Origin of the sequence: Streptomyces sp. NBC_01275 (assembly GCF_026340655.1) — a bacterium.
Classification (GTDB): Bacteria; Actinomycetota; Actinomycetes; order Streptomycetales; family Streptomycetaceae; genus Streptomyces.
This window is the reverse complement of sequence record NZ_JAPEOZ010000001.1, coordinates 9,585,962-9,605,157: the sequence shown is the minus strand read 5'-3', so window position 1 is coordinate 9,605,157 and position 19,196 is coordinate 9,585,962. Positions and strand designations below refer to the sequence as shown.

At 72.5% G+C, this 19,196-nt stretch carries 15 protein-coding genes; 4 read left to right on the top strand and 11 right to left on the bottom strand.

Translation table 11 applies throughout. The features are described from left to right. Window positions 1-112 precede the first annotated feature (112 nt). Both OG562_RS42245 and OG562_RS42240 read left to right on the top strand, forming a co-directional pair. Window positions 113-1,252 carry an aminoglycoside phosphotransferase family protein gene (locus OG562_RS42245; protein WP_266407576.1) on the top strand — a complete coding sequence of 380 codons (1,140 nt, stop codon included), beginning with the start codon at window positions 113-115 and terminating at the stop codon, window positions 1,250-1,252. Window positions 1,253-1,489: 237 nt separating this feature from the next. After that, window positions 1,490-3,436: an N-acetylmuramoyl-L-alanine amidase gene (locus OG562_RS42240; protein ID WP_266407574.1), complete on the top strand. Its 1,947-nt coding sequence runs from the start codon at window positions 1,490-1,492 to the stop codon at window positions 3,434-3,436. Between the two features lie 13 nt (window positions 3,437-3,449). On the opposite strand, the gene OG562_RS42235 is transcribed toward OG562_RS42240, so the two are convergent. From OG562_RS42235 to OG562_RS42210, 6 genes are all read right to left on the bottom strand, one after another. Next, window positions 3,450-3,947: a hypothetical protein gene (locus OG562_RS42235; RefSeq protein WP_266407572.1), complete on the bottom strand. Its 498-nt coding sequence runs from the start codon at window positions 3,945-3,947 to the stop codon at window positions 3,450-3,452. 548 nt (window positions 3,948-4,495) lie between these two features. Further along, window positions 4,496-4,738 carry a DUF397 domain-containing protein gene (locus tag OG562_RS42230; protein ID WP_266407569.1) on the bottom strand — a complete coding sequence of 81 codons (243 nt, stop codon included), beginning with the start codon at window positions 4,736-4,738 and terminating at the stop codon, window positions 4,496-4,498. A gap of 88 nt (window positions 4,739-4,826) precedes the next feature. Beyond that, window positions 4,827-5,987, bottom strand: coding sequence for a thiolase domain-containing protein (locus OG562_RS42225; protein WP_266407566.1), 1,161 nt, complete (start codon window positions 5,985-5,987; stop codon window positions 4,827-4,829). Continuing rightward, window positions 5,984-7,054, bottom strand: a complete 1,071-nt coding sequence (locus OG562_RS42220; RefSeq protein WP_266407564.1) for a thiolase domain-containing protein — start codon at window positions 7,052-7,054, stop codon at window positions 5,984-5,986. The genes OG562_RS42225 and OG562_RS42220 overlap by 4 nt, the downstream gene beginning before the upstream one ends. After that, window positions 7,051-7,995, bottom strand: coding sequence for a Zn-ribbon domain-containing OB-fold protein (locus tag OG562_RS42215; RefSeq protein WP_266407561.1), 945 nt, complete (start codon window positions 7,993-7,995; stop codon window positions 7,051-7,053). Before OG562_RS42215 ends, OG562_RS42220 begins: the two co-directional genes overlap by 4 nt. A gap of 157 nt (window positions 7,996-8,152) precedes the next feature. Continuing rightward, complete coding sequence (locus OG562_RS42210; RefSeq protein WP_266407559.1) at window positions 8,153-8,953, bottom strand: crotonase/enoyl-CoA hydratase family protein; 801 nt, start codon at window positions 8,951-8,953, stop codon at window positions 8,153-8,155. A 202-nt stretch (window positions 8,954-9,155) separates the two neighbouring features. Here OG562_RS42210 and OG562_RS42205 point away from each other — a divergent pair, with 202 nt between their 5' ends. Then, window positions 9,156-10,805, top strand: a complete 1,650-nt coding sequence (locus tag OG562_RS42205) for an acyl-CoA synthetase (RefSeq protein WP_266407556.1) — start codon at window positions 9,156-9,158, stop codon at window positions 10,803-10,805. Between the two features lie 25 nt (window positions 10,806-10,830). Here OG562_RS42205 and OG562_RS42200 read toward each other — a convergent pair whose 3' ends face one another. Continuing rightward, complete coding sequence (locus OG562_RS42200) at window positions 10,831-11,706, bottom strand: alpha/beta fold hydrolase (RefSeq protein ID WP_266407553.1); 876 nt, start codon at window positions 11,704-11,706, stop codon at window positions 10,831-10,833. A gap of 181 nt (window positions 11,707-11,887) precedes the next feature. Between OG562_RS42200 and paaK the strand changes: the two genes are divergently transcribed. Then, complete coding sequence (gene paaK, locus OG562_RS42195) at window positions 11,888-13,183, top strand: phenylacetate--CoA ligase PaaK (protein ID WP_266407550.1); 1,296 nt, start codon at window positions 11,888-11,890, stop codon at window positions 13,181-13,183. On the opposite strand, the gene OG562_RS42190 is transcribed toward paaK, so the two are convergent. From OG562_RS42190 to OG562_RS42175, 4 genes are all read right to left on the bottom strand, one after another. Continuing rightward, window positions 13,169-14,686: an acyl-CoA synthetase gene (locus tag OG562_RS42190; protein ID WP_266407547.1), complete on the bottom strand. Its 1,518-nt coding sequence runs from the start codon at window positions 14,684-14,686 to the stop codon at window positions 13,169-13,171. The two genes, paaK and OG562_RS42190, sit on opposite strands and share 15 nt — an antisense overlap. Window positions 14,687-14,747: 61 nt before the next feature. Next, the gene (locus OG562_RS42185) at window positions 14,748-16,301 is read right to left on the bottom strand and encodes an acyl-CoA synthetase (RefSeq protein ID WP_266407544.1); all 1,554 of its coding nucleotides are present in this window, start codon (window positions 16,299-16,301) and stop codon (window positions 14,748-14,750) included. Further along, window positions 16,298-17,422 (bottom strand): nitronate monooxygenase family protein, encoded by a 1,125-nt coding sequence (locus OG562_RS42180; RefSeq protein WP_266407541.1) that lies wholly within the window; start codon window positions 17,420-17,422, stop codon window positions 16,298-16,300. The genes OG562_RS42185 and OG562_RS42180 overlap by 4 nt, the downstream gene beginning before the upstream one ends. Before the next feature lie 87 nt (window positions 17,423-17,509). Continuing rightward, on the bottom strand, window positions 17,510-19,078 hold the full coding sequence (locus OG562_RS42175; RefSeq protein ID WP_266407539.1) for an NAD(P)/FAD-dependent oxidoreductase: 1,569 nt from the start codon (window positions 19,076-19,078) through the stop codon (window positions 17,510-17,512). Window positions 19,079-19,196 lie beyond the last annotated feature (118 nt).

The window sequence follows — 19,196 nt, the reverse complement described above, 5'->3', positions numbered from 1 at the left end:
AGGAACGCGCCACCCCGACCCGGTCGCCGAGGGACATTCCCCAGGGTGCACCCGGGGGGACCGGTCGGGGCAGCGTTCTGACGTCCGGCACACGAAGGGATCTGTTTCTCCCATGTACGCAGCATCGTCCTCCGTGTCCGCCCCGCCCCGGTCGCTGCACTCCCGCCCGGGCGGCGGCGGCCCCTATCTCGACCCGGCGCGGTCGGCTGCCCCCGCGCTCGGCACGGGTCCGACCCGGCGTCCCGCGGGGCTCGGCACACAACAGCTCAGCGGGAGACTCGACCTGTCCGGCCCTCAGGGCGCGCAGCTGCGCACGGCGATCGCCTCGGTGCACCGGATCTGTCCGGAGTTCGCCCCGGTCCAGGTGCTGCGCCGCAGCGGTCGCTCCGTGCTCCTGGTCGGCACGACAGGACGCAGCACCGCTGTCGCCAAGTGTTTACTGGACCAGTCGCCCGCGTGGGCCGAGCGGATCCGCCACGAAATAGCGGCGTACCGCACGTTCGTCCGACAGCGCCCCCCGGTACGGGCGCCGAGGCTGATCGCGGCGGATCCGGAGAACTGCACGCTGGTGATCGAGCGGATGCCGGGGCGGGTGGCGGCACTGCAGCGGCACCCGACCGAGGCCCCGCCCCGCGCGGACATCCGGGCTGCGCTGGGCGCGATCTGCCGGCTCAACGCCTGGCGGCCGCCGGCCGGCGCCTTCGACGCCCCGCTGGACTACGCGGCCCGGATCGCCCGCTACCACGAACTGGGTCTGCTCACCGACCGGGACATGGGCGACCTGCAGAAGCTGCTGCACGGGATCGCGGCCGGCGCGGGCCGACACGGCATGGGCCAGTTCAACCACGGCGACGCACTGCTCTCGAACATCCTGCTCTCACCGGCCGGTCCAGTGCTGGTGGACTGGGAGCACGCGGGCTGGTATCTGCCGGGCTACGACCTGGCCACGCTGTGGTCGGTCCTCGGCGACGCGCCGGTGGCGCGCCGCAACATCAGCCAGATCGCCCAGTCGGCGGGACCGGCCTCCCGGGACGCCTTCCTGGTGAACCTGATGCTGGTCCTGACCCGTGAGATCCGTACCTACGAGACGGCCGTGCAGCGTTCGATGCACGACACGACCCCGACGGCCCCGGGTGCGGCTCACCCGGGCGCCGCGCCGTCCGGCGAGGAACAGCGCCTGCTGCTGCGGCGGCTGCACGACGACTGCCAGCTGGCCCGCCGGGCCGTGCGCGCGGCGGTCGGCACTCGCTGAGGGGACGAAGGCCCGCGGTGCGCCAGAACGGCGGCGCACCGCGGGCCTTCGCACGTCCGCCGGGACAAGAGCCGGCAGGACGGGACGCGGCCGGAACCCCAAGACTCGCCGGACCCCTGTTGACATGGGAAATCGCCTCCCTGTGGGCATGATTGACGGATCGTCGGCAAGCCGTACCACGTGACTTACGTCCGGCCCCGCACGCTCCGGTCCGCTCGCTCGTCCCAGGAGGCTGCATTGCGAGGATCCGTCACCGACCCCAGACAACTGCACAGAGCCGCCGGCGCCGTCGCGTCGGCGGCTCTGCTGTTCCCGCTGCTCGGCGCGGCGCCCGCGCACGCCGCGGATCCCCCGGCGAGCCGCCTCCAGCGGGCCTTCGCCGCCGCGGCCGCCGAGTTCCACGTCCCGCAGAGCGTCCTGCTGGGCGTCTCCTATCTCCAGTCCCGCTGGGACACGCACGGCGCGGCCCCGAGCGTGACCGGCGGCTTCGGCCCGATGCACCTCACCGACGCCCGCAGCGCGCTCGCCTCGGCGGCGCACCACAGCGAGGGCACGGAGGACGCCCGGGGCGACTCCGCCCGGGCCCCGCTGCACCCCGAGGTGAAGGTCCCGCAGGACGCCGAGGTCCCCGCCCGGCTGAAGACGCTCCCGAGGGCCGCCGAGCTGACCGGGCTGCACCCCGAGATGCTGCGCACCGACCCCGCGTCCAACGTGGCGGGCGGCGCCGCCCTGCTCGCCGCCGCCCAGCAGGATCTGGGCGAGCCGCTGAGCGCCGACCCGGCGCAGTGGTACGGCGCGGTGGCGCGTTTCTCGGGCGCGGACGACACCGCCACGGCCGCCGCCTACGCCGACGACGTGTTCGACGTGCTGCGCACCGGCGAGCGGCGCACGACGGACGCCGGTCAGCTGGTCACCCTGGCCGCGCAGCCTGGGCTTGCCCCGAAGACGGCCCAGCTGGCGCGGACCGGCCTGCGCACGGTGTCCGCCGCGGGCACCGAGTGTCCGACCACCGTCTCCTGCGAGTGGATCGCGGCGCCGTACGAGGAGTTCGGCGACGACGACTACGGCAATCACGACGTGGCGGACCGGCCGACGTCCGCGTCGATCCGGTACATCGTCGTGCATGACACGGAGGGCGGCTGGGAGGGCGTCCTCAACATGGTCCAGGACCCCACGTACGTCTCCTGGAACTACACGCTGCGCTCCACCGACGGGCACATCGCCCAGCATGTGAAGGCCAAGGACGTCGCCTGGCACTCGGGCAACTGGTACGTCAACTCCAAGTCGATCGGCCTGGAGCACGAGGGCTTCCTGGCGGCTCCGGACTCCTGGTACACCGAGGCGATGTACCGGTCCTCGGCGCGTCTGGTGACGTATCTGGCGGCGAAGTACGGCATCCCGCTGGACCGGCAGCACATCCTGGGCCACGACACCGTGCCCGGCCCGACCACGGCGACCGTCCCGGGGATGCACACGGATCCGGGCCCGTACTGGGACTGGCGGCACTACTTCGAGCTGCTGGACCACCCCTTCAAGGCTGCGGCGCGGGCGGCCGGCGGTCTGGTGACGATCCTGCCGGACTACACGGCGAACCAGCCGGTGTACACGGGCTGCGTCAGCAAGGGCACGCCGTGCGCGGCGCACGGTTCCAGCGAGGTCCGGCTGTACTCCGACCACGACGAGAAGTCGGCCCTGATCAAGGACGTGGGCATCGGTTCCAGTCCGACCACCGGCGTCAACGACATCTCCTCACGGGCCTCCACCGGCCAGCAGTACGCGGTCGCCGACGAGTGGGGCGACTGGACGGCGATCTGGTACCTGGGGCAGAAGGCGTGGTTCAGGAACCCCAAGGCCAAGCCGACGGCGGTGCCCGCGACGGGCCAGGTCATCACCCCCAAGGACGGCTTGACCAGCGTCCCGGTATACGGGCGCGCCTACCCGGAGGCGTCCGCGTACCCGACGGGGGTCCCGGTCCAGGCGGTGTCCGCACTGCCGTACACGCTGCCCAAGGGCCAGAAGTACGTGACCGGGGACCGGGTGCCGGGCGAGTACTACTACGCGGTCACCTTCAGCACCGGCTCGCACCAGGTAGTACGCGGCACGAACCAGTACTACGAGATCCAGTACGGCCACCGGGTGGCGTTCGTCCGGGCCGCCGACGTACAGCTGGTCCCGGCCGTGTGACGCTCCGCGGGCCTCAGCCCTGCTGGAACAGCTCCGCCGGGAGCGGCTTCAGCAGGGCGTACAGGTCGTCCGTGATGGGGCGGTCCCAGGCCGCGATGGTCACCAGGACGTTGTCGCTGCGGTCGAACTGCACACAGGCGATCCGGCTCTCGGAGAGCTTCAGCCGGCGGACGATCAGGAGGTTGTCGCCCTGCATCACCGGCATGTCCTCGGTGCCCACGACCGTCACCTCCTCGTCGTTCTCCAGCGCGACCAGCAGCTGGGCGACCTCGAAGGGGACCTCGTCGTCGGCGACCTCGCGGGCCGGGGAGCCCTCGGGCAGATTGCCGATGATCATCGCGGGGCCGCGGCCGCCGAACAGGTCGTAGCGCAGGAAGACGCCCTGGCAGCTGCCGTCGGGGGCGGGCAGCAGACCGGCGCCCAGATTGCCGGGCCAGTCGCCCGGATCCATGGCCAGGACGTCGAAGTCGGGCCCGGCGGGAGTGGCGCTGCGGCGGCGGAGGAACGACATGCCGCCATGGTACGTGTCCGGGAGCGCTCGGCGACGCCCGGGAGCCCCCATCGGCGACCCCTTCCGCACACTGGTTCCCGGGGCCGCCACGCCCTGCGGGGTCGTCGGTTTCGGGCCGACGCCGGGGCCGGTGCGCAACGGGGACGGCGGGCGTCCGGGCGGGCGGCGCGCTGAGACGCCGCAGGGCCTGCGGCACGGGCGGGAGGCGGGCGGGCAGGCGGGTCACGGCGAGGGGCGTCGCGTCGGCCGCACACCCGGCGGGGCCCGGAACGGTCCCGGGGCCGGCCGCCACCCGGGCAGCGCGGCCGGCCGGGTCGGCGGGTCGGCCGGTCGGCGGGTCGGCGGGTCGGCGGGTCGGCGGGTCGGCCAGGATCCTCAGCGACCCAGTAGCGGGAAATGCGCCCACCAGCCGGTGCGCCCGGCGCTCCGCACGCCCGCGAGCCCGTATGCCCGTGCCAACGCCCGCTCGCTCCCGCGCCCCGGCAGGCCTCCGCCCGGACGCCGCCGGCCGACGGTCGGGCGGCGGCCGGCGGTTCGGCGCGCGGGGCTCAGGTCAGGTCGAACTCCCCTTCCCGCGCCCCCGACACGAACGCGCCCCACTCCGCGGGGGTGAAGATCAGGGAAGGGCTCTGGGGGCGGCCGCTGTTGCGCATCGCGATGAATCCCTCGACGAAGGCGATCTGGACATCCCCCCGCCCCCGGCTGCTGGACTGCCACTCCGCGTTGCTGAGGTCCAGCTCGGGCTTGTCCCAGCCCCTGAGCGGCTGCTGCTGGATGGTGGTCTCGGCCACGTCCGTGCTCCTCCCGGTTCGTCGTCCGCGGCCAGCCTAGCGATCGGTCCCGGACGCCGACAGAGCACGTGTGGAGGACCTTTCAGGACTACGGGGCCGCGGCTCCCACGAGCCACATGGAGAAGAACTGGGAGCCGCCGCCGTAGGCGTGGCCGAGGACCGTACGAGCCCGCTCCACCTGGTGTTCTCCGGCCTGGCCGCGCACCTGGAGCGCCGCCTCCGCGAAGCGGATCATGCCGGAGGCGCCGATGGGATTGGTGGACAGGACGCCGCCCGACATATTGACGGGGAGGTCGCCGTCGAGCTCGGTGACCCCGGACTCGGTGAGCTTCCAGCCCTCGCCCTCGTCGGCGAAGCCGAGGTTTTCCAGCCACATGGGCTCGTACCAGGAGAACGGCACGTACATCTCGACGGCGTCGATGTCCCGGCGCGGGTCGGTGACGCCGGCCTGCCGGTAGACGTCGGCGGCGCAGTCCTTGCCGGCCTGGGGCGACACGGCGTCCTTGCCGGCGAAGAGGGTCGGTTCGCTGCGCATCGCGCCGCCGAGCACCCAGGCGGGCGGCCGGGGGGCGCGGGCGGCTCCGGCGCGGTCGGTGAGGACCATCGCGCAGGCGCCGTCGGAGGAGGGGCAGGTCTCCGAGTAGCGGATCGGGTCCCAGAGCATGGGCGAGGCCTGGACCTTCTCCAGCGTGATGTCGTGCTCGTGGAGATGGGCGTAGGGGTTCTTCAGCGCGTTGCGCCGGTCCTTGTACGCCACGAGGGAGCCGACGGTGTCGGGCGCCCCGCTGCGACGCATGTACGCGCGCACATGCGGGGCGAAGAAGCCGCCCGCCCCGGCCAGCAGGGGCTGCTGGAAGGGGATCGGCAGGGACAGGCCCCACATGGCGTTGGACTCGGACTGTTTTTCGAAGGCGAGGGTGAGCACGGTGCCGTGGACGCGGGCCGCGACGAGGTTGGCGGCGACCAGCGCCGTCGATCCGCCGACCGAGCCCGCCGTGTGCACACGCAGCATGGGCTTGCCGACCGCGCCGAGGGCGTCGGCGAGGTACAGCTCGGGCATCATCACGCCCTCGAAGAAGTCGGGCGCCTTGCCGATGACGACGGCGTCGACGTCGGACCAGGTCAACTCGGCGTCGTCGAGGGCGCGTCGGGCCGCCTCCCGCACCAGTCCGGCGATCGAGACGTCCCGTCGGGCGGCGACGTGCTTGGTCTGGCCGATCCCGACGACGGCCACGGGCTCCTTGCTCATCGCGGATCCCCTTCGAGTACGGCGACCAGGTTCTGTTGCAGACACGGGCCGGAGGTGGCGTGGGCGAGGGCGCGGTCGGACTCGCCCCGGTGGATGCGGGCGGCGGCCTCGCCGATGCGGACGAGGCCGGCGGCCATCATCGGGTTGGCGGCGAGGGCGCCGCCGGACAGGTTCACCCGCACGCTGTCGTCCAGCCGCAGCGCCTTGCGCAGAACGACCTCCTGCGCGCTGAACGGCGCATGCAGCTCGGCGGTGTCGACGGGCCGTTCGAAGGCTCCGGCGTGCTCCGCGGCGAGGCGGGTCGAGGGGGAGTCGGTCAGGTCGCGCACGCCGAGCGCGTGGGCCTCGATGCGGTGGTCGACGCCCCGGATCCAGGCGGGTCGGGAGCACAGCTCGCGGGCCCTCTCTCCCGCCGCGAGGATCACGGCGGCGGCCCCGTCGCCGACGGGCGGACAGTCGCCGACGCGCAGCGGCCGCACGACATACTCGCCTTGGGGCACCGAACCTCGCCGCTGTGCATGGGGGTTGAGGGTCGCGACCCGGCGGCTGCGGGCGCCGATCGCGGCGAGCGCGGGCTCGTCGGTGTCGCCCGCGTCGATCAGGGCCTGCGCCTGGAGGGCGGCGAGGGCGACGGAGTCGGGCCACAGGGGGGCGACGTAGTAGGGGTCCAGCTGGCGGGTCAGCACATCGCGCACGGAGCCGGGCGAGGACTTGCCGTAGGAGTAGACGAGGGCGGTGTCCGCGTCGCCGGTGAGCAGTTTGGTCCAGGCCTCGTACAGGGCCCAGGCCCCGTCCATCTCGACGTGGGACTCGGAGATCGGCGGCCAGGCGCCGACGCCGTCGAGGGCGAGGGTGAAGGAGAAGGCGCGGCCGGCCAGGTAGTCGCTGGAGCCGGAGCAGGTGAAGCCGATGTCGGCGGTCTTGAGGCCGGTGCGGTCGAGGACCTGGTGCAGAACCGGCATGAGCATCTCCACCTCGGAGATCTCGTCGGTGGTGCGCAGCACGTCGGTCTGCGCGAAGGCGACGACGGCGATGTCACGGGGACCCGAGGCTTCCTCGCTGGTCACAGCAGCTCCTTGTAGGCGTCGTAGTCGGCGTCGGGCTCCCCGGTCGGCCGGTAGTGGTCCGGATAGCGGCCGCCCTCGGTCCACACCGCCTCGACGCGCAGTCCCATGCGCACCTGGTCGTAGGGGATCCCGCCGATACGTCCGTGCAGCGCGAGGTCGGCTCCGTCGAGGGCGATGTGGGCGTAGACGTAGGGGACTTCGATGTCGAGGTTCTTCGCCTTGATGTTGACGATGCAGAAGGTGGTGACGGTGCCGCGCGGACCCACTTCGACCTGTTCGGAGGTGGCCACCCCACAGGTGGGGCACGCACCCCGCGGCGGGACGTACACCTTGCGGCAGGACGGGCAGCGTTCGCCGACGTTCCGCTGTTCGGCGAGCGCGTGGATGTAGGCGGACTGGGCACGGCCGGGCGAGTAGACGTAGTCGAGTCGCGCGGGCGCCACGATGCCGGTGACCGCGTTCTCGAACTCGCCGCTGTGGCCCGCGGGTCGGTGGGCTTCGTCGCCGTCGTACGGCTCGAAGCAGGCGATGTCCGTGATGGCGCCGGTGCGTTCCTCGGCCCAGCGGACGCGGACGCGCAGGCCGGTGTGCACGGCGTCGGGGCCGGGGGCGTCGAGGGCGTGCAGCAGGGCGGTGTCGGCGCCGTCGAGGCGGACCAGGACCCAGGCGAAGGGGGTGGCGAGGGGCTGGCCGCGGCGCGGGGCGTGGTTCCAGGCCCAGGTGGTCACGGTGCCGGTGGGGGCGACCTCGACGAGGTCGTGGAGCTCGTCGGCGGTGACGGGGTCGTACTCGACGGGCGGGACGAGGGTGCGGCCGTCGGTGGTCGTCACGCCGAGGACGACCCGTTCGCGCAGGCCGGTGAGGAAGGCGCTCTGGACGGGGCCGAGGGACCGGGTGAACGGGAACTCGAGGACAAGTGGGGCTTTGAGGACTTCGGGCATGGAGGGCAGCCTCCTCGGAGAGTCAGCGTCAATGGGGGGGCGCCCCCGAAGGGGCGCGGGGCGGGTTACCTGTGCGGCTCCGCCGCGTGGGCGCGACCAGCCACAGCAGACCGCGGCCGTGCGACGGGCGCTTGCCAGCCGCTCACCCGGCGGAGCGTCACGCTCGCTTGTAGAGGGGCGGCCGCTTCTCCGCGAAGGCCCGGGCTCCCTCCTTGGCGTCGGCGGTGTCGAAGACGGGCCAGCCGCGGGCGAGTTCGGCGGCGAGGCCGTCGGTCTCGGTCAGCTCGGCGGTCTCGTACACCGACGCCTTGACGGCCTCGACGGCCAACGGCCCGCAGGCGTTGACGCGTTCGGCGATCTCCAGGGCCTTCTCCAGGGCCGTGCCGTCCGGGACGACGTGTCCGATCAGCCCGATGTCCGCGGCCTCCCGCGCGCTGTACGACCGTCCGGTGAGCAGCATCTCCAGGGCGTGGGTGCGCGGGATCTGGCGCTGCAGGCGGACCGTGGAGCCGCCGATCGGGAACAGACCGCGTCTGACCTCGAAGAGGCCGAACGACGCGGACTCGCCCGCGACGCGGATGTCGGTGCCCTGGAGCATCTCGGTGCCGCCCGCCACACAGTGGCCCTCGACGGCGGCGATCACCGGCTTGCGGGGGCGGTGATGGCGCAGCATCGCCTTCCAGTGCAGGTCCGGATCGGCCTTGAGCCGGTCGCGGTACTGCTCGCCCTCCATGCCCTTTCCGGCGAGGGCCTTGAGGTCCATGCCGGCGCAGAACGAGCCGCCGGCGCCGGTGAACACGACCGAGCGGACCGAGTCGTCCTCGTCGGCCTCGATCCAGCCGTCGTACAGACCGACGAGCATGCCCAGCGAGAGCGCGTTCTTCGCCTCGGGCCTGTTGAGCGTGAGCACCAGGGTGGCGCCCTCGCGGTGCACGGTGAGGTGTTCCGTTCCGCCCATCGACCGTCTCCCCTCTGTGAGAACGAGAACAGGTTGCAGGAGGCGTGATGGCACTTCAAGGGTTTTCTGACAGGTAGTCAGATTTCTTCGCGCGAACCCTTCCCACTTGCCGCGCGCTTTGCTCTGATGACCGGCGAGCCGTCAGGGGCCGGACCGTCGTGAACCGTCAACGGGCCAGACCGTCGTGAGGTCAGGAGGAACGGTGGAGTACAACCTTGCCGACCTGTTCGAGTCGGTCGTCGATGTGGCGGCGGACCGCGAGGCACTCGTGTTCGTCGACCATCCCGGCACGGGTGCGGAGCGCCGGCTGGCCTACGCGGAGCTGGACGCGGCGGCCAACCGCCTCGGCCACCACCTCCTGGACAGCGGGATCCGGCCGGGCGAGCACGTCGGCCTCCACCTCTACAACGGCGTCGAGTACCTACAGACGGTGCTCGGCTGCCTCAAGGCCCGGATCGTGCCGGTGAACGTCAACTACCGCTATGTGGAAGACGAGTTGGTCTACCTCTACCGGGACGCCGACCTGGTCGGGCTGGTCTTCGACGCGGAGTTCACCGACCGGGTGGCGGCGGCCCTGCCACAGGCCCCGGCGCTCCGCCATCTCGTGCGCGTCGGACCGGTGGACGACGGGCAGCCGCTCGGACCGACGGGCGACGGGAAGCCGCGGGGCGACGGTGTCACCGCCTTCGCGGACGCCGAGGCGGGCGGATCGCCGGAGCGTGGGTTCCCGCAACGCTCCGGCGACGACCAGTTCATCATCTACACCGGCGGCACGACGGGCATGCCCAAGGGTGTGATGTGGCGTCAAGAGGACCTGTTCTTCTCGGGGTTGGGAGGCGGGGCACCCACCGGGGAGCCGGTGAGCAAGCCCGAGGAGCTCGCCGAGCGGGTCGCGGCGGGCGGCTCGGGGATCACCTTCTTCCCCACTCCCCCGCTGATGCACGGCACCTCGACCCTCACCGCCTTCATCGGCTTCAACTTCGGCCAACGGGTCGTCCTGCACCGGAAGTTCGTGCCCGAGGAGGTGCTGCGGACCGTCGAGAAGGAGAAGGTCAACGCGATCTCCCTGGTGGGCGACGCGATGCTGCGGCCGCTGATCGACGCGCTCGAAGGCCCACTGAAGGGCACGGACTGCTCGACGCTGTTCAGCGTGTCCTCGTCCGGGGCGATCATGTCGGACACGGTCCGCCGCCAGTTCGCGGCGCTGCTGCCGAACGCGATGCTGCTGAACAACTTCGGCTCCTCCGAGTCCGGCTTCAACGGCACGGCCACGGCGGACTCGGGCCCCGAGCGCGGCTTCCGCATCCGGGTGAACTCCCGTACCCAGGTGGTCGATCCGGCGACGTACGAGCCGATCGCCGTGGGCGAGGTGGGCCGGGTCGCCCAGCACGGCCATGTGCCGCTCGGCTACTACAACGACCCGGTGAAATCGGCCGAGACGTTCTTCGAGAAGGACGGCGTGCGCTGGGTGCTGCTCGGGGACATGGCGACGGTCGACGAGGACGGCGTGGTCACCGTCCTCGGCCGGGGCTCGCAGTGCATCAACACCGGGGGCGAGAAGGTGTACCCGGAGGAGGTCGAGCAGGCGCTGAAGTCGCACCCCGACGTGTACGACGCCCTGGTGGCCGGCGTCCCGGACGCCACGTGGGGCAACCATGTCGCGGCGGTGGTGCAGCTCCGCACAGGAGCCCCGCACCCCTCCCTCACCGAGATCCAGACCCACTGCCGCGCCCGCCTCGCCGGCTACAAGATCCCCCGCCAGCTGGTCATCTCCGAGTCCATCCACCGCTCGCCCAGCGGGAAGGCGGACTACCGGTGGGCGCGGGAGATCGCGGTGGCCGAGGACCGGTGACGAGAGCCGCTCCGACACGGCCGCACTACCCGAGAAAGCCCTCAACACGGCGGACGAACCACCCCGGGTCGTCCCGCCACGGGTAGTGCCCCGCGCCGGGCTGCACGGCGAACTCGGCGTTCGGGAAGGCGTCGGCGACCAGCCGGGCGAGCTCGGGCCGGGGACCGCCGTCCACCTCCCCGGCGAGCACGAGGACCGGGGCGGTCACCTCCGCGAGGGCGGCGCGCAGCGCGGGCGGGTCGTAGCCGGCCGGGTCGTGGAAACGCTCGCCCCCCTCGGGGTTGGTCTGCTCGTCCGCGGCGGCCAGGTGCGCGCGAGCGGTGTCGTCCCAGCGGCCGTAGAAGAACCCGCCGAAACCCGTCCAGTCGTCGGCGTCGGAATCGGACCCGGCGTCCCCCTCGCTCTCACCCTCACCCTCACCCGTCAGCCACGCCTCGAACGCCGGGTACGCCGTCGCGAACCACGGCTCGTCCGCGCGCAGCCGCGCCGCCGTCAGCCGGTCCGCGACGGTGGCCGACCGGCCCAGGGCCCACGGGATCACGGTGATCAGCGCGAGCCGGCCCACCCGGTGCGGGTACCGGCCCGCGTACAGCATCGCCAGGCTGCCGCCCGCCGAGTGCGCGAGCACGTCGACGCGCTCCAGACCCAGGTGGACGCGCAGCGCCTCGACGTCGTCGACCTGCCGGTCGCAGCGGTACGTCGCCGGATCCGCCGGAAGTGCGGAGTCGCCGGTGCCGCGCAGGTCCAGGAGGATCAGCCGGCGGTGGGCGGCGAGGCCTCCGAGGTCGCCGAGATGGACGGAGGCCCGCATGGGCCCGCCGGGCAGGACGACGAGCGGCTCGCCCTCGCCCCGCACGTGGTAGGCGAGTCGGGTTCCGTCGGGCGCGGTGAAGAACGGCATGGCCCCGATCCTCGACGCCCGCCGCACCCGCCCGCAACGGAGTTCTCCCGGCCGAAAGTCCCCGCCGACCTCTTGCCCGACGCCCGTAGCCCTGGATTACGATCACGAGCGCGTCTACCGAATGATCGGTCGCCCGAATCGGCCTTGATTGGTACGTTTCAGTGAACGAGGGAGAAAGCCCATGACGGATGCGAGGGGCCTGCTGGACGAGGGCGAGCGTCTCGACGTGGACGCCCTGCGGGCGCTCCAACTGGAGCGGCTGCGAGCCTCGTTGCGGCACGCGTACGCCCATGTGCCCTTCTACCGCGACGCGTTCGACAAGGCCGGGGTCCACCCCGACGACTGCCGCGACCTCGCCGACCTGTCCCGCTTCCCCTTCACCGTCAAGGCGGACCTGCGCGCGCACTATCCGTACGGCATGTTCGCCGTGCCCCGCGACCGCATCCGCCGGCTGCACGCCTCCAGCGGCACGACCGGCCGCCCCACGGTCGTCGGCTACACGGACGGCGACCTCTCCCTGTGGGCGGACATGGTGGCCCGTTCGATCCGCGCGGCGGGCGGCCGACCGGGCGACACGGTCCATGTGGCCTACGGCTACGGCCTGTTCACCGGCGGCCTGGGCGCCCACTACGGCGCCGAACGCCTCGGCTGTACGGTGATCCCCGCGTCCGGCGGCATGACGTCCCGTCAGGTCCAGCTGATCCAGGACCTGAGGCCCGGGGTCATCATGGTGACGCCCTCCTACATGCTCACCCTGCTCGACGAGTTCGAGCGGCAGGGCGTCGACCCGCGCTCCACCTCCCTGCGGGTGGGGATCTTCGGCGCCGAGCCGTGGACGGAGCGGATGCGTCAGGAGATCGAGGAGCGGTTCGCGATCGACGCGGTCGACATCTACGGGCTGTCGGAGGTGATCGGCCCGGGGGTGGCGCAGGAGTGCGTGGAGACCAAGGACGGGCTGCACATCTGGGAGGACCACTTCTATCCGGAGGTCGTCGACCCGATCACCGGGGAGGTCCTTCCGGAGGGCGAGGAGGGGGAGCTGGTCTTCACCTCGCTCACCAAGGAGGCCATGCCGATCGTCCGCTACCGGACGCGTGACCTCACGCGGCTGCTGCCGGGCACGGCACGGGTCTTCCGGCGGATGCGGAAGGTGACGGGCCGCAGCGACGACCTGGTCATCCTGCGCGGGGTGAACCTCTTCCCCACCCAGATCGAGGAGATCGTCCTGCGCACCCCGGCCGTCGCCCCGCACTTCCAGCTCCGGCTGACCCGCGAGGGCCGCCTCGACGCCCTCACGGTCCGCGCGGAGGCCCGCGCCGGCGCCACGCCCGAGGACCGCGACACGGCCGCACGCGCCATCGCGGCGGCCGTGAAGGACGGCATCGGCGTGTCGGTCGCCGTCGAGATCGTCGACCCGGAGTCGCTGGAGCGCTCGGTGGGCAAGATCAGGCGGATCGTGGACCTACGGCCGAAGTAGGCCGCCGAACCGGTCCCGCAGCTCACGCTTCAGGATCTTCCCGCTGGCGTTGCGCGGCAGCGCGTCCACGAAGACCACCCGCTTCGGGGCCTTGAAGGAGGCGAGCTTCTCCCGGGCGTGGGCGATGAGTTCGTCCTCCTGGACCTCGCCCGCCCCCTCGCGCCGCACGACGACCGCCGTGACCGCCTCGATCCACTTCTCGTCGGGCAGGCCGATCACCGCGACCTCGGCGACGGCCTCGTGCGTGTACAGCGCGTCCTCGACCTGGCGCGAGGCGACCAGGACGCCGCCGGAGTTGATGACGTCCTTCACCCGGTCGACGATCGTGAAGTAGCCGTGGGCGTCGCGGACGGCGAGGTCGCCGGAGTGGAACCAGCCGTCGCGGAAGGCCTCGGCGGTCTCCTCGGGCTTGTCCCAGTAGCCCTCGCACAACTGCGGGGAGCGGTAGACGATCTCGCCGGCGGTCCCGTCGGGGACGTCCTTGCCGTTCTCGTCGACGACCCGCGCGTCCACGAACAGGACGGTCCGTCCACAGGAGTCCATGCGGCCCTTGTGCTCGTCGGGGGCGAGGACGGTGGCGAGCGGGCCGATCTCGCTCTGGCCGAAGCAGTTGTAGAAGCCGAGCTTCGGCAGACGGGCGCGCAGCCGTTCGAGGACGGGCACCGGCATGATGGACGCCCCGTAGTACGCCTTGCGCAGCCCGCTGAGGTCGCGCGTCTCGAAGTCGGGGCGGCCCGCGAGGCCGATCCACACGGTGGGCGGGGCGAAGAGGCTGTCCACGCGGCCCTCCTCGATCAGGTCGAGGAGCAGGTCGCCGTCGGGGGCGTCGAGGATGACGTTCGTGGCGCCGACCGCGAGGTAGGGCAGCAGGAACACGTGCAGCTGCGCCGAGTGGTACAGCGGGAGGGAGTGCGCGGGGCGGTCGCCGGCGCTCAGGTCCAGGGCGGTGATCGCGCTCAGGTACTCGTGCACCAGGGAGCGGTGGGTCATCATCGCGCCCTTGGGCAGGGCCGTCGTGCCCGAGGTGTACAGCAGCTGCACCAGGTCCTCGGAGCGCGGCTCGGGACCGTCGTACGGCGGGGCGGCGGCCAGCAGGGCGAGGAGCGAGTCGTCGGCGTCGCGCAGCGGCAACGCCCTTACGCCGTCCGGGAGTCGGGCGGCGAGGTCCGGGTCGGTCAGGACCAGGGTGCTCCCCGACTGGTCGACGAGATAGGCGAGGTCGTCGCCGGTGAGGTGCTGGTTCACGGGGACGTGCACCAGGCCGGCGCGGGCGCAGGCGAGGAAGGCGATGAGGTAGGCGTCGGAGTTGTGGCCGTAGGCGCCGACCCGGTCGCCGGGGGCGAGCCCCTGGCCGAGCAGGACGCCGGCCGCGCGGGAGACCGCCTCGTCGAGTTCTTCGTAGGTCCAGGTGCGGTCGCGGTACTCCACCGCGACGCGCGCCGGGGTGCGCCGCGCACTGCGCCGCAGCACCCCGTCGACGGTACTGCCGTGTCCGGGCGTCATGACACATGATCCTCGACGGGGCGCCGGGACAGGTCAAGTCGCGCGCACCTCGCAGGGCAGGTCACACCGGGCGGGTGCGGCCCTCCCAGTACGGCTCCCGCAGCCGTCGCTTGTACAGCTTGCCGTTGGGGTCGCGGGGCATCTCGGCGATGAAGTCGATGCTCTTGGGGCGCTTGTAGCCGGCCAGGCGGTCGGCGCAGTGGGCGAGAAGGGCGGCGGCGAGGGCGGGTCCCGGCTCCTGCCCGGCGGCCGGTTCGACGACCGCCTTGACCTCCTCGCCCCAGTCGTCGTGCGGGATCCCGAAGGCGGCGGCGTCGGCGACGGCGGGATGGGCGAGCAGGGCGGACTCGATCTCCGCCGGATAGATGTTCACCCCGCCCGAGATGATCATGTCGATCTTGCGGTCGCGCAGGAACAGATAGCCGTCCTCGTCGAGCACGCCCAGGTCGCCGACGGTGAAGAAGTCGCCGATGCGGTTCTTCTGCGTCTTCGCCTCGTCCTTGTGGTAGGCGAAGCCGCCGGTGGTCATCTTCATGTACACGGTGCCGAGTTCGCCGGGCGGGAGGCGGTTGCCGTCGTCGTCGAAGATCGCCAGTTCGCTGATGGGCCAGGCCTTGCCGACCGTGCCGGGCTTCTTCAGCCAGTCCTCGGCCGTCGCGAACGCCCCGCCGCCCTCGCTGGCCGCGTAGTACTCCTCCACGCAGTCGCCCCACCAGTCGATCATCGCCCGCTTGACGTGGTCGGGGCAGGGGGCGGCGCCGTGGATGGCGTGCCGCATGGCCGAGACGTCGTAGCGCGCCCGTACGTCCTCGGGGAGGGCCAGCAGGCGGTGGAACTGGGTCGGGACCATGTGGGTGTGCGTACAGCGGTGGGCGTCGATGAGGCGGAGCATCTCCTCGGGCGTCCACTTGTCCATCAGGACGAGCTGGTGGCCGATGTGCAGGGACGCGCCCGCGAACTGGAGCACGGCGGTGTGGTAGAGCGGCGAGCAGACCAGGTGCACGTTGTCGTCGAACGGCCGCACGCCGAAGATGCCGAGGAAGCCGCCGAGGTACGCCTCTTCGGGGAGCTTGCCGGGCAGCGGGCGCCGGATGCCGCGCGGGCGGCCCGTGGTGCCCGAGGTGTAGTTCATGACCCAGCCGAGGGTACGGTCGGCGGGCGCCGACTCCGGCTGTCCGTCGAGGAGTTCGGCGTACGGCCGGAAGCCCTCGATCGTCCCGACGGCGTACCGGTGGGTGGCGGGGAGTCCGGCCTCGTCGGCCGCGCGGGACGCCTGGTCGCCGTAACGCTCGTGCGCGAGCAGCACCTTGGCGCCGGAGTCGGAGACGATCCAGGCGATCTCGGGGCCCACCAGGTGGTGGTTGACGGGGACGAGGTAGAAGCCGGCCTGGGTCGCGGCGAGGTGGGCGGTGAAGAACTCGGCCGAGTTGGGCAGGACGACGGCGAACGCGTCGCCGCGTTCCATCCCGGCCGCGCGCAGCCCGTGGACCAGCCGGTTCGCGGCGGCGTGCAGGCGTCCGGCGGTCCACTCCTCGCCGTCGGGCGCGATCAGGACCGTGCGGTCGGGGTGCTCGGCAGCCTGGGCCCAGAAGCCCGCGGGGGGTGTGGTCGTCACTGGCCGCTCCTTCCGGCGATGCGGTTGACGCGGTCCACGGCCTGTTCGAAACCCCGGGTGAGGTCGTCGAAGACGGCCTGGACGCTGCGGACGTCGTTCATCCGGCCGACGATCTGGCCGACGGGCGTGCCGAGCAGGGGGTCGACCTCGTACTTCTGGATGCGGGAGACGGCCTCGGCGACGAGCAGGCCCTGCAGGGGCATGGGAAGCGTGCCGGGCCCGTCCCGGTCGTCCCAGGCGTCGGTCCATTCGGTACGGAGCTGGCGAGCGGGTTTCCCGGTGAGGGCGCGGGAGCGGACGGTGTCGCCGGAACCGGCCGCGAGGAGCTTGCGGATCAGGGCCGCCGAGTGCAGATCGGCCTCGGCGGTGGTCAGCCAGAGCGAGCCGAGCCAGACGCCCTGGGCGCCGAGCGCGAGGGCGGCGGCGATCTGCCGTCCGCTGCCGATGCCGCCGGCGGCCAGCACGGGCAGCGGGTCCACGGCGTCGACGACCTCGGGCGTGAGCACCATGGAGGCGATCTCGCCGGTGTGCCCGCCGGCCTCGTAGCCCTGCGCCACGACGATGTCGATGCCCCCCTCCTGGTGCTTGCGGGCGTGCCGGGCGCTGCCGGCCAGCGCGGCGACGAGCACGCCCTGGTCGTGGGCGCGGGCGACGACGTCGGCGGGCGGGGAGCCGAGGGCGTTGGCGAGCAGCCGGATCGGGTAGTCGAAGGCCACGTCGAGCTGGCTGCGGGCGACCTGCTCCATCCAGCCGGTGATGCGCCAGCCGGACGCCTCGCCCTCGGCCAGCTCCGGGACCCCGTACTTGGCGAGGGTGTCCCGCACGAACTGCCGGTGCCCCTCGGGGATCATCGCCTCGACGTCGGCCTCCGTCAGTGTCTGATTCTCCGGGGCTTCCACCTTCTTCGCGGGCATCACGACGTCGAGCCCGTACGGCCGTCCGTCGACGTGCGCCTCGATCCAGTCGAGGTCGCGTTTGAGGTCGTCGGGGGCGGTGTAGCGGACCGCGCCGAGCACGCCGAAGCCGCCGGCCCGGCTGATGGCCGCGGCGACGGCGGGGAACGGCGTGAAGCCGAAGACGGCGTGCTCGACTCCCAGTTGATTGCTCAGCTCCGTCTGCATGGGCGCAGGATGCCGCAGTCCTCCCGACGACGGAAGGCCTTTTCTGATACACCGTCAGATTGCTGGGAGGAATGCGGACCCGAGCCCCTAGGAGGCCGACGCCTCCAGCACCGCCATCGCCGCGTTGTGTCCCGGCACCCCGCTGACCCCTCCCCCGCGCACCGCGCCCGCGCCGCACAGCAGGACGTTGGGGTGTCGGGTCTCCACGCCCCAACGGCCGGCGCCCTCCTGGGCGTAGGGCCAGGACAGGTCGCGGTGGAAGATGTTTCCGCCGGGCAGGCCGAGGTCGTGCTCCAGGTCCAGCGGGGTCCGCGCCTCGATGCAGGGGCGGCCGTCGGCGTCGAGGGCCAGGCAGTCGGCGAGGGGTTCGGCGAGGTGCGCGTCGAGCTGGGCGAGGGTCGACTTCAGCAGTTCCTCGCGGACGGCGTCGTTGTCCCGTGCGAAGAGCCGGGCGGGAGTGTGCAGGCCGAACAGGGTCAGCGTCTGGTAGCCCTGTGCGACCAGGTCGGGGCCGAGGATGCTCGGGTCGGTCAGGGAGTGGCAGTAGATCTCGGAGGGCGGGGCGGCGGGGAGGTCACCGGCGGCGGCCTGGGCGTGGGCGGCGGCGAGCTGGTCGTAGCCCTCGGCGATGTGGAAGGTTCCGGCGAACGCCTCGCGCGGGTCGACGGAGCCGTCCCGGAGCCGGGGCAGCCGCTTGAGCAGCATGTTCACCTTGAGCTGGGCGCCCTCGGCGGGGGCGGGCGGCTGGTCGTCGGTGAGGGCGGCGAGCGCTTGCGGGGAGGCGTTGACCAGGACGTGGCGGGCCGTGGCGACGCCCTCGCCGTCGGCGGTGCGGTACGTGACCTCGGCGGTACGGCCGTCGGTGGCGATGCGCAGGGCCTCGTGCCCGGTGGCGAGGACGGCGCCCGCGTCCCGGGCCGCGGCGGCCAGCGCGTCGGTCAGGGCGCCCATGCCGCCGACGGGCACGTCCCAGGCGCCGGTGCCGCCGCCGATGACGTGGTAGAGGAAGCAGCGGTTCTGCTTGAGGGAGGGGTCGTGGGCGTCGGCGAAGGTGCCGATGAGGGCGTCGGTGAGGACCACGCCCCGGACCAGGTCGTCCGCGAAGCGCTCCTCGACGGCCACGCCGATCGGCTCCTCGAAGAGGGTGCGCCAGGCCTCCTCGTCGTCGACCCTCCGGCGCAGCTCGTCCCGGGTGGGCAGGGGCTCGGTGAGCGTCGGGAAGATCCGCTGGGCGACGCGGCCCGTCATGCCGTAGAACCGCTCCCAGGCCGTGTACTCGCGCTCGCCGCCCGTCAGCCGGGCGAACGCCTCCCGGGTGCGCGCCTCGCCGCCGCCCACGAGCAGTCCGGTCGGCCGCCCGTCGCGCTCCGCGGGGGTGTACGAGGAGATGGTGCGGCCCTGGACGCGGAAGTCGAGCCCCAGATCCCGCACGATCTTCTGCGGGAGCAGGCTGACCAGGTACGAGTAGCGCGACAGCCGGGCGTCGACGCCGGTGAAGGGGCGGGTGGAGACGGCGGCGCCCCCGGTGTGGTCCAGCCGCTCCAGCACCAGCACGGACCGGCCGGCCCGGGCCAGATAGGCGGCGGCGACCAGCCCGTTGTGGCCGCCGCCGACGATGACGGCGTCGTAGGTGTGGTGTCCCTCGTGTGCGCGCATGGTTCTTCGTAACACGATCCACTGCACGACGGACACGAGGGGGATCCCGTGGACGCCGAACCGAGCCGGACGGCCGCGCTCCTGGTCAACCGGCGCGGGCCGCCGTCGACGGCATCCG

Coding starts and splice junctions, on each gene's coding strand:
- OG562_RS42245 (WP_266407576.1), top strand. CDS start 113: ATGTACGCAGCATCGTCCTCCGTGTCCGCCCCGCCCCGGTCGCTGCAC.
- OG562_RS42235 (WP_266407572.1), bottom strand. CDS start 3,947: ATGTCGTTCCTCCGCCGCCGCAGCGCCACTCCCGCCGGGCCCGACTTC.
- OG562_RS42225 (WP_266407566.1), bottom strand. CDS start 5,987: ATGAGCAAGGAGCCCGTGGCCGTCGTCGGGATCGGCCAGACCAAGCAC.
- OG562_RS42215 (WP_266407561.1), bottom strand. CDS start 7,995: ATGCCCGAAGTCCTCAAAGCCCCACTTGTCCTCGAGTTCCCGTTCACC.
- OG562_RS42210 (WP_266407559.1), bottom strand. CDS start 8,953: ATGGGCGGAACGGAACACCTCACCGTGCACCGCGAGGGCGCCACCCTG.
- OG562_RS42200 (WP_266407553.1), bottom strand. CDS start 11,706: ATGCCGTTCTTCACCGCGCCCGACGGAACCCGACTCGCCTACCACGTG.
- paaK (WP_266407550.1), top strand. CDS start 11,888: ATGACGGATGCGAGGGGCCTGCTGGACGAGGGCGAGCGTCTCGACGTG.
- OG562_RS42190 (WP_266407547.1), bottom strand. CDS start 14,686: ATGACGCCCGGACACGGCAGTACCGTCGACGGGGTGCTGCGGCGCAGT.
- OG562_RS42180 (WP_266407541.1), bottom strand. CDS start 17,422: ATGCAGACGGAGCTGAGCAATCAACTGGGAGTCGAGCACGCCGTCTTC.
- OG562_RS42175 (WP_266407539.1), bottom strand. CDS start 19,078: ATGCGCGCACACGAGGGACACCACACCTACGACGCCGTCATCGTCGGC.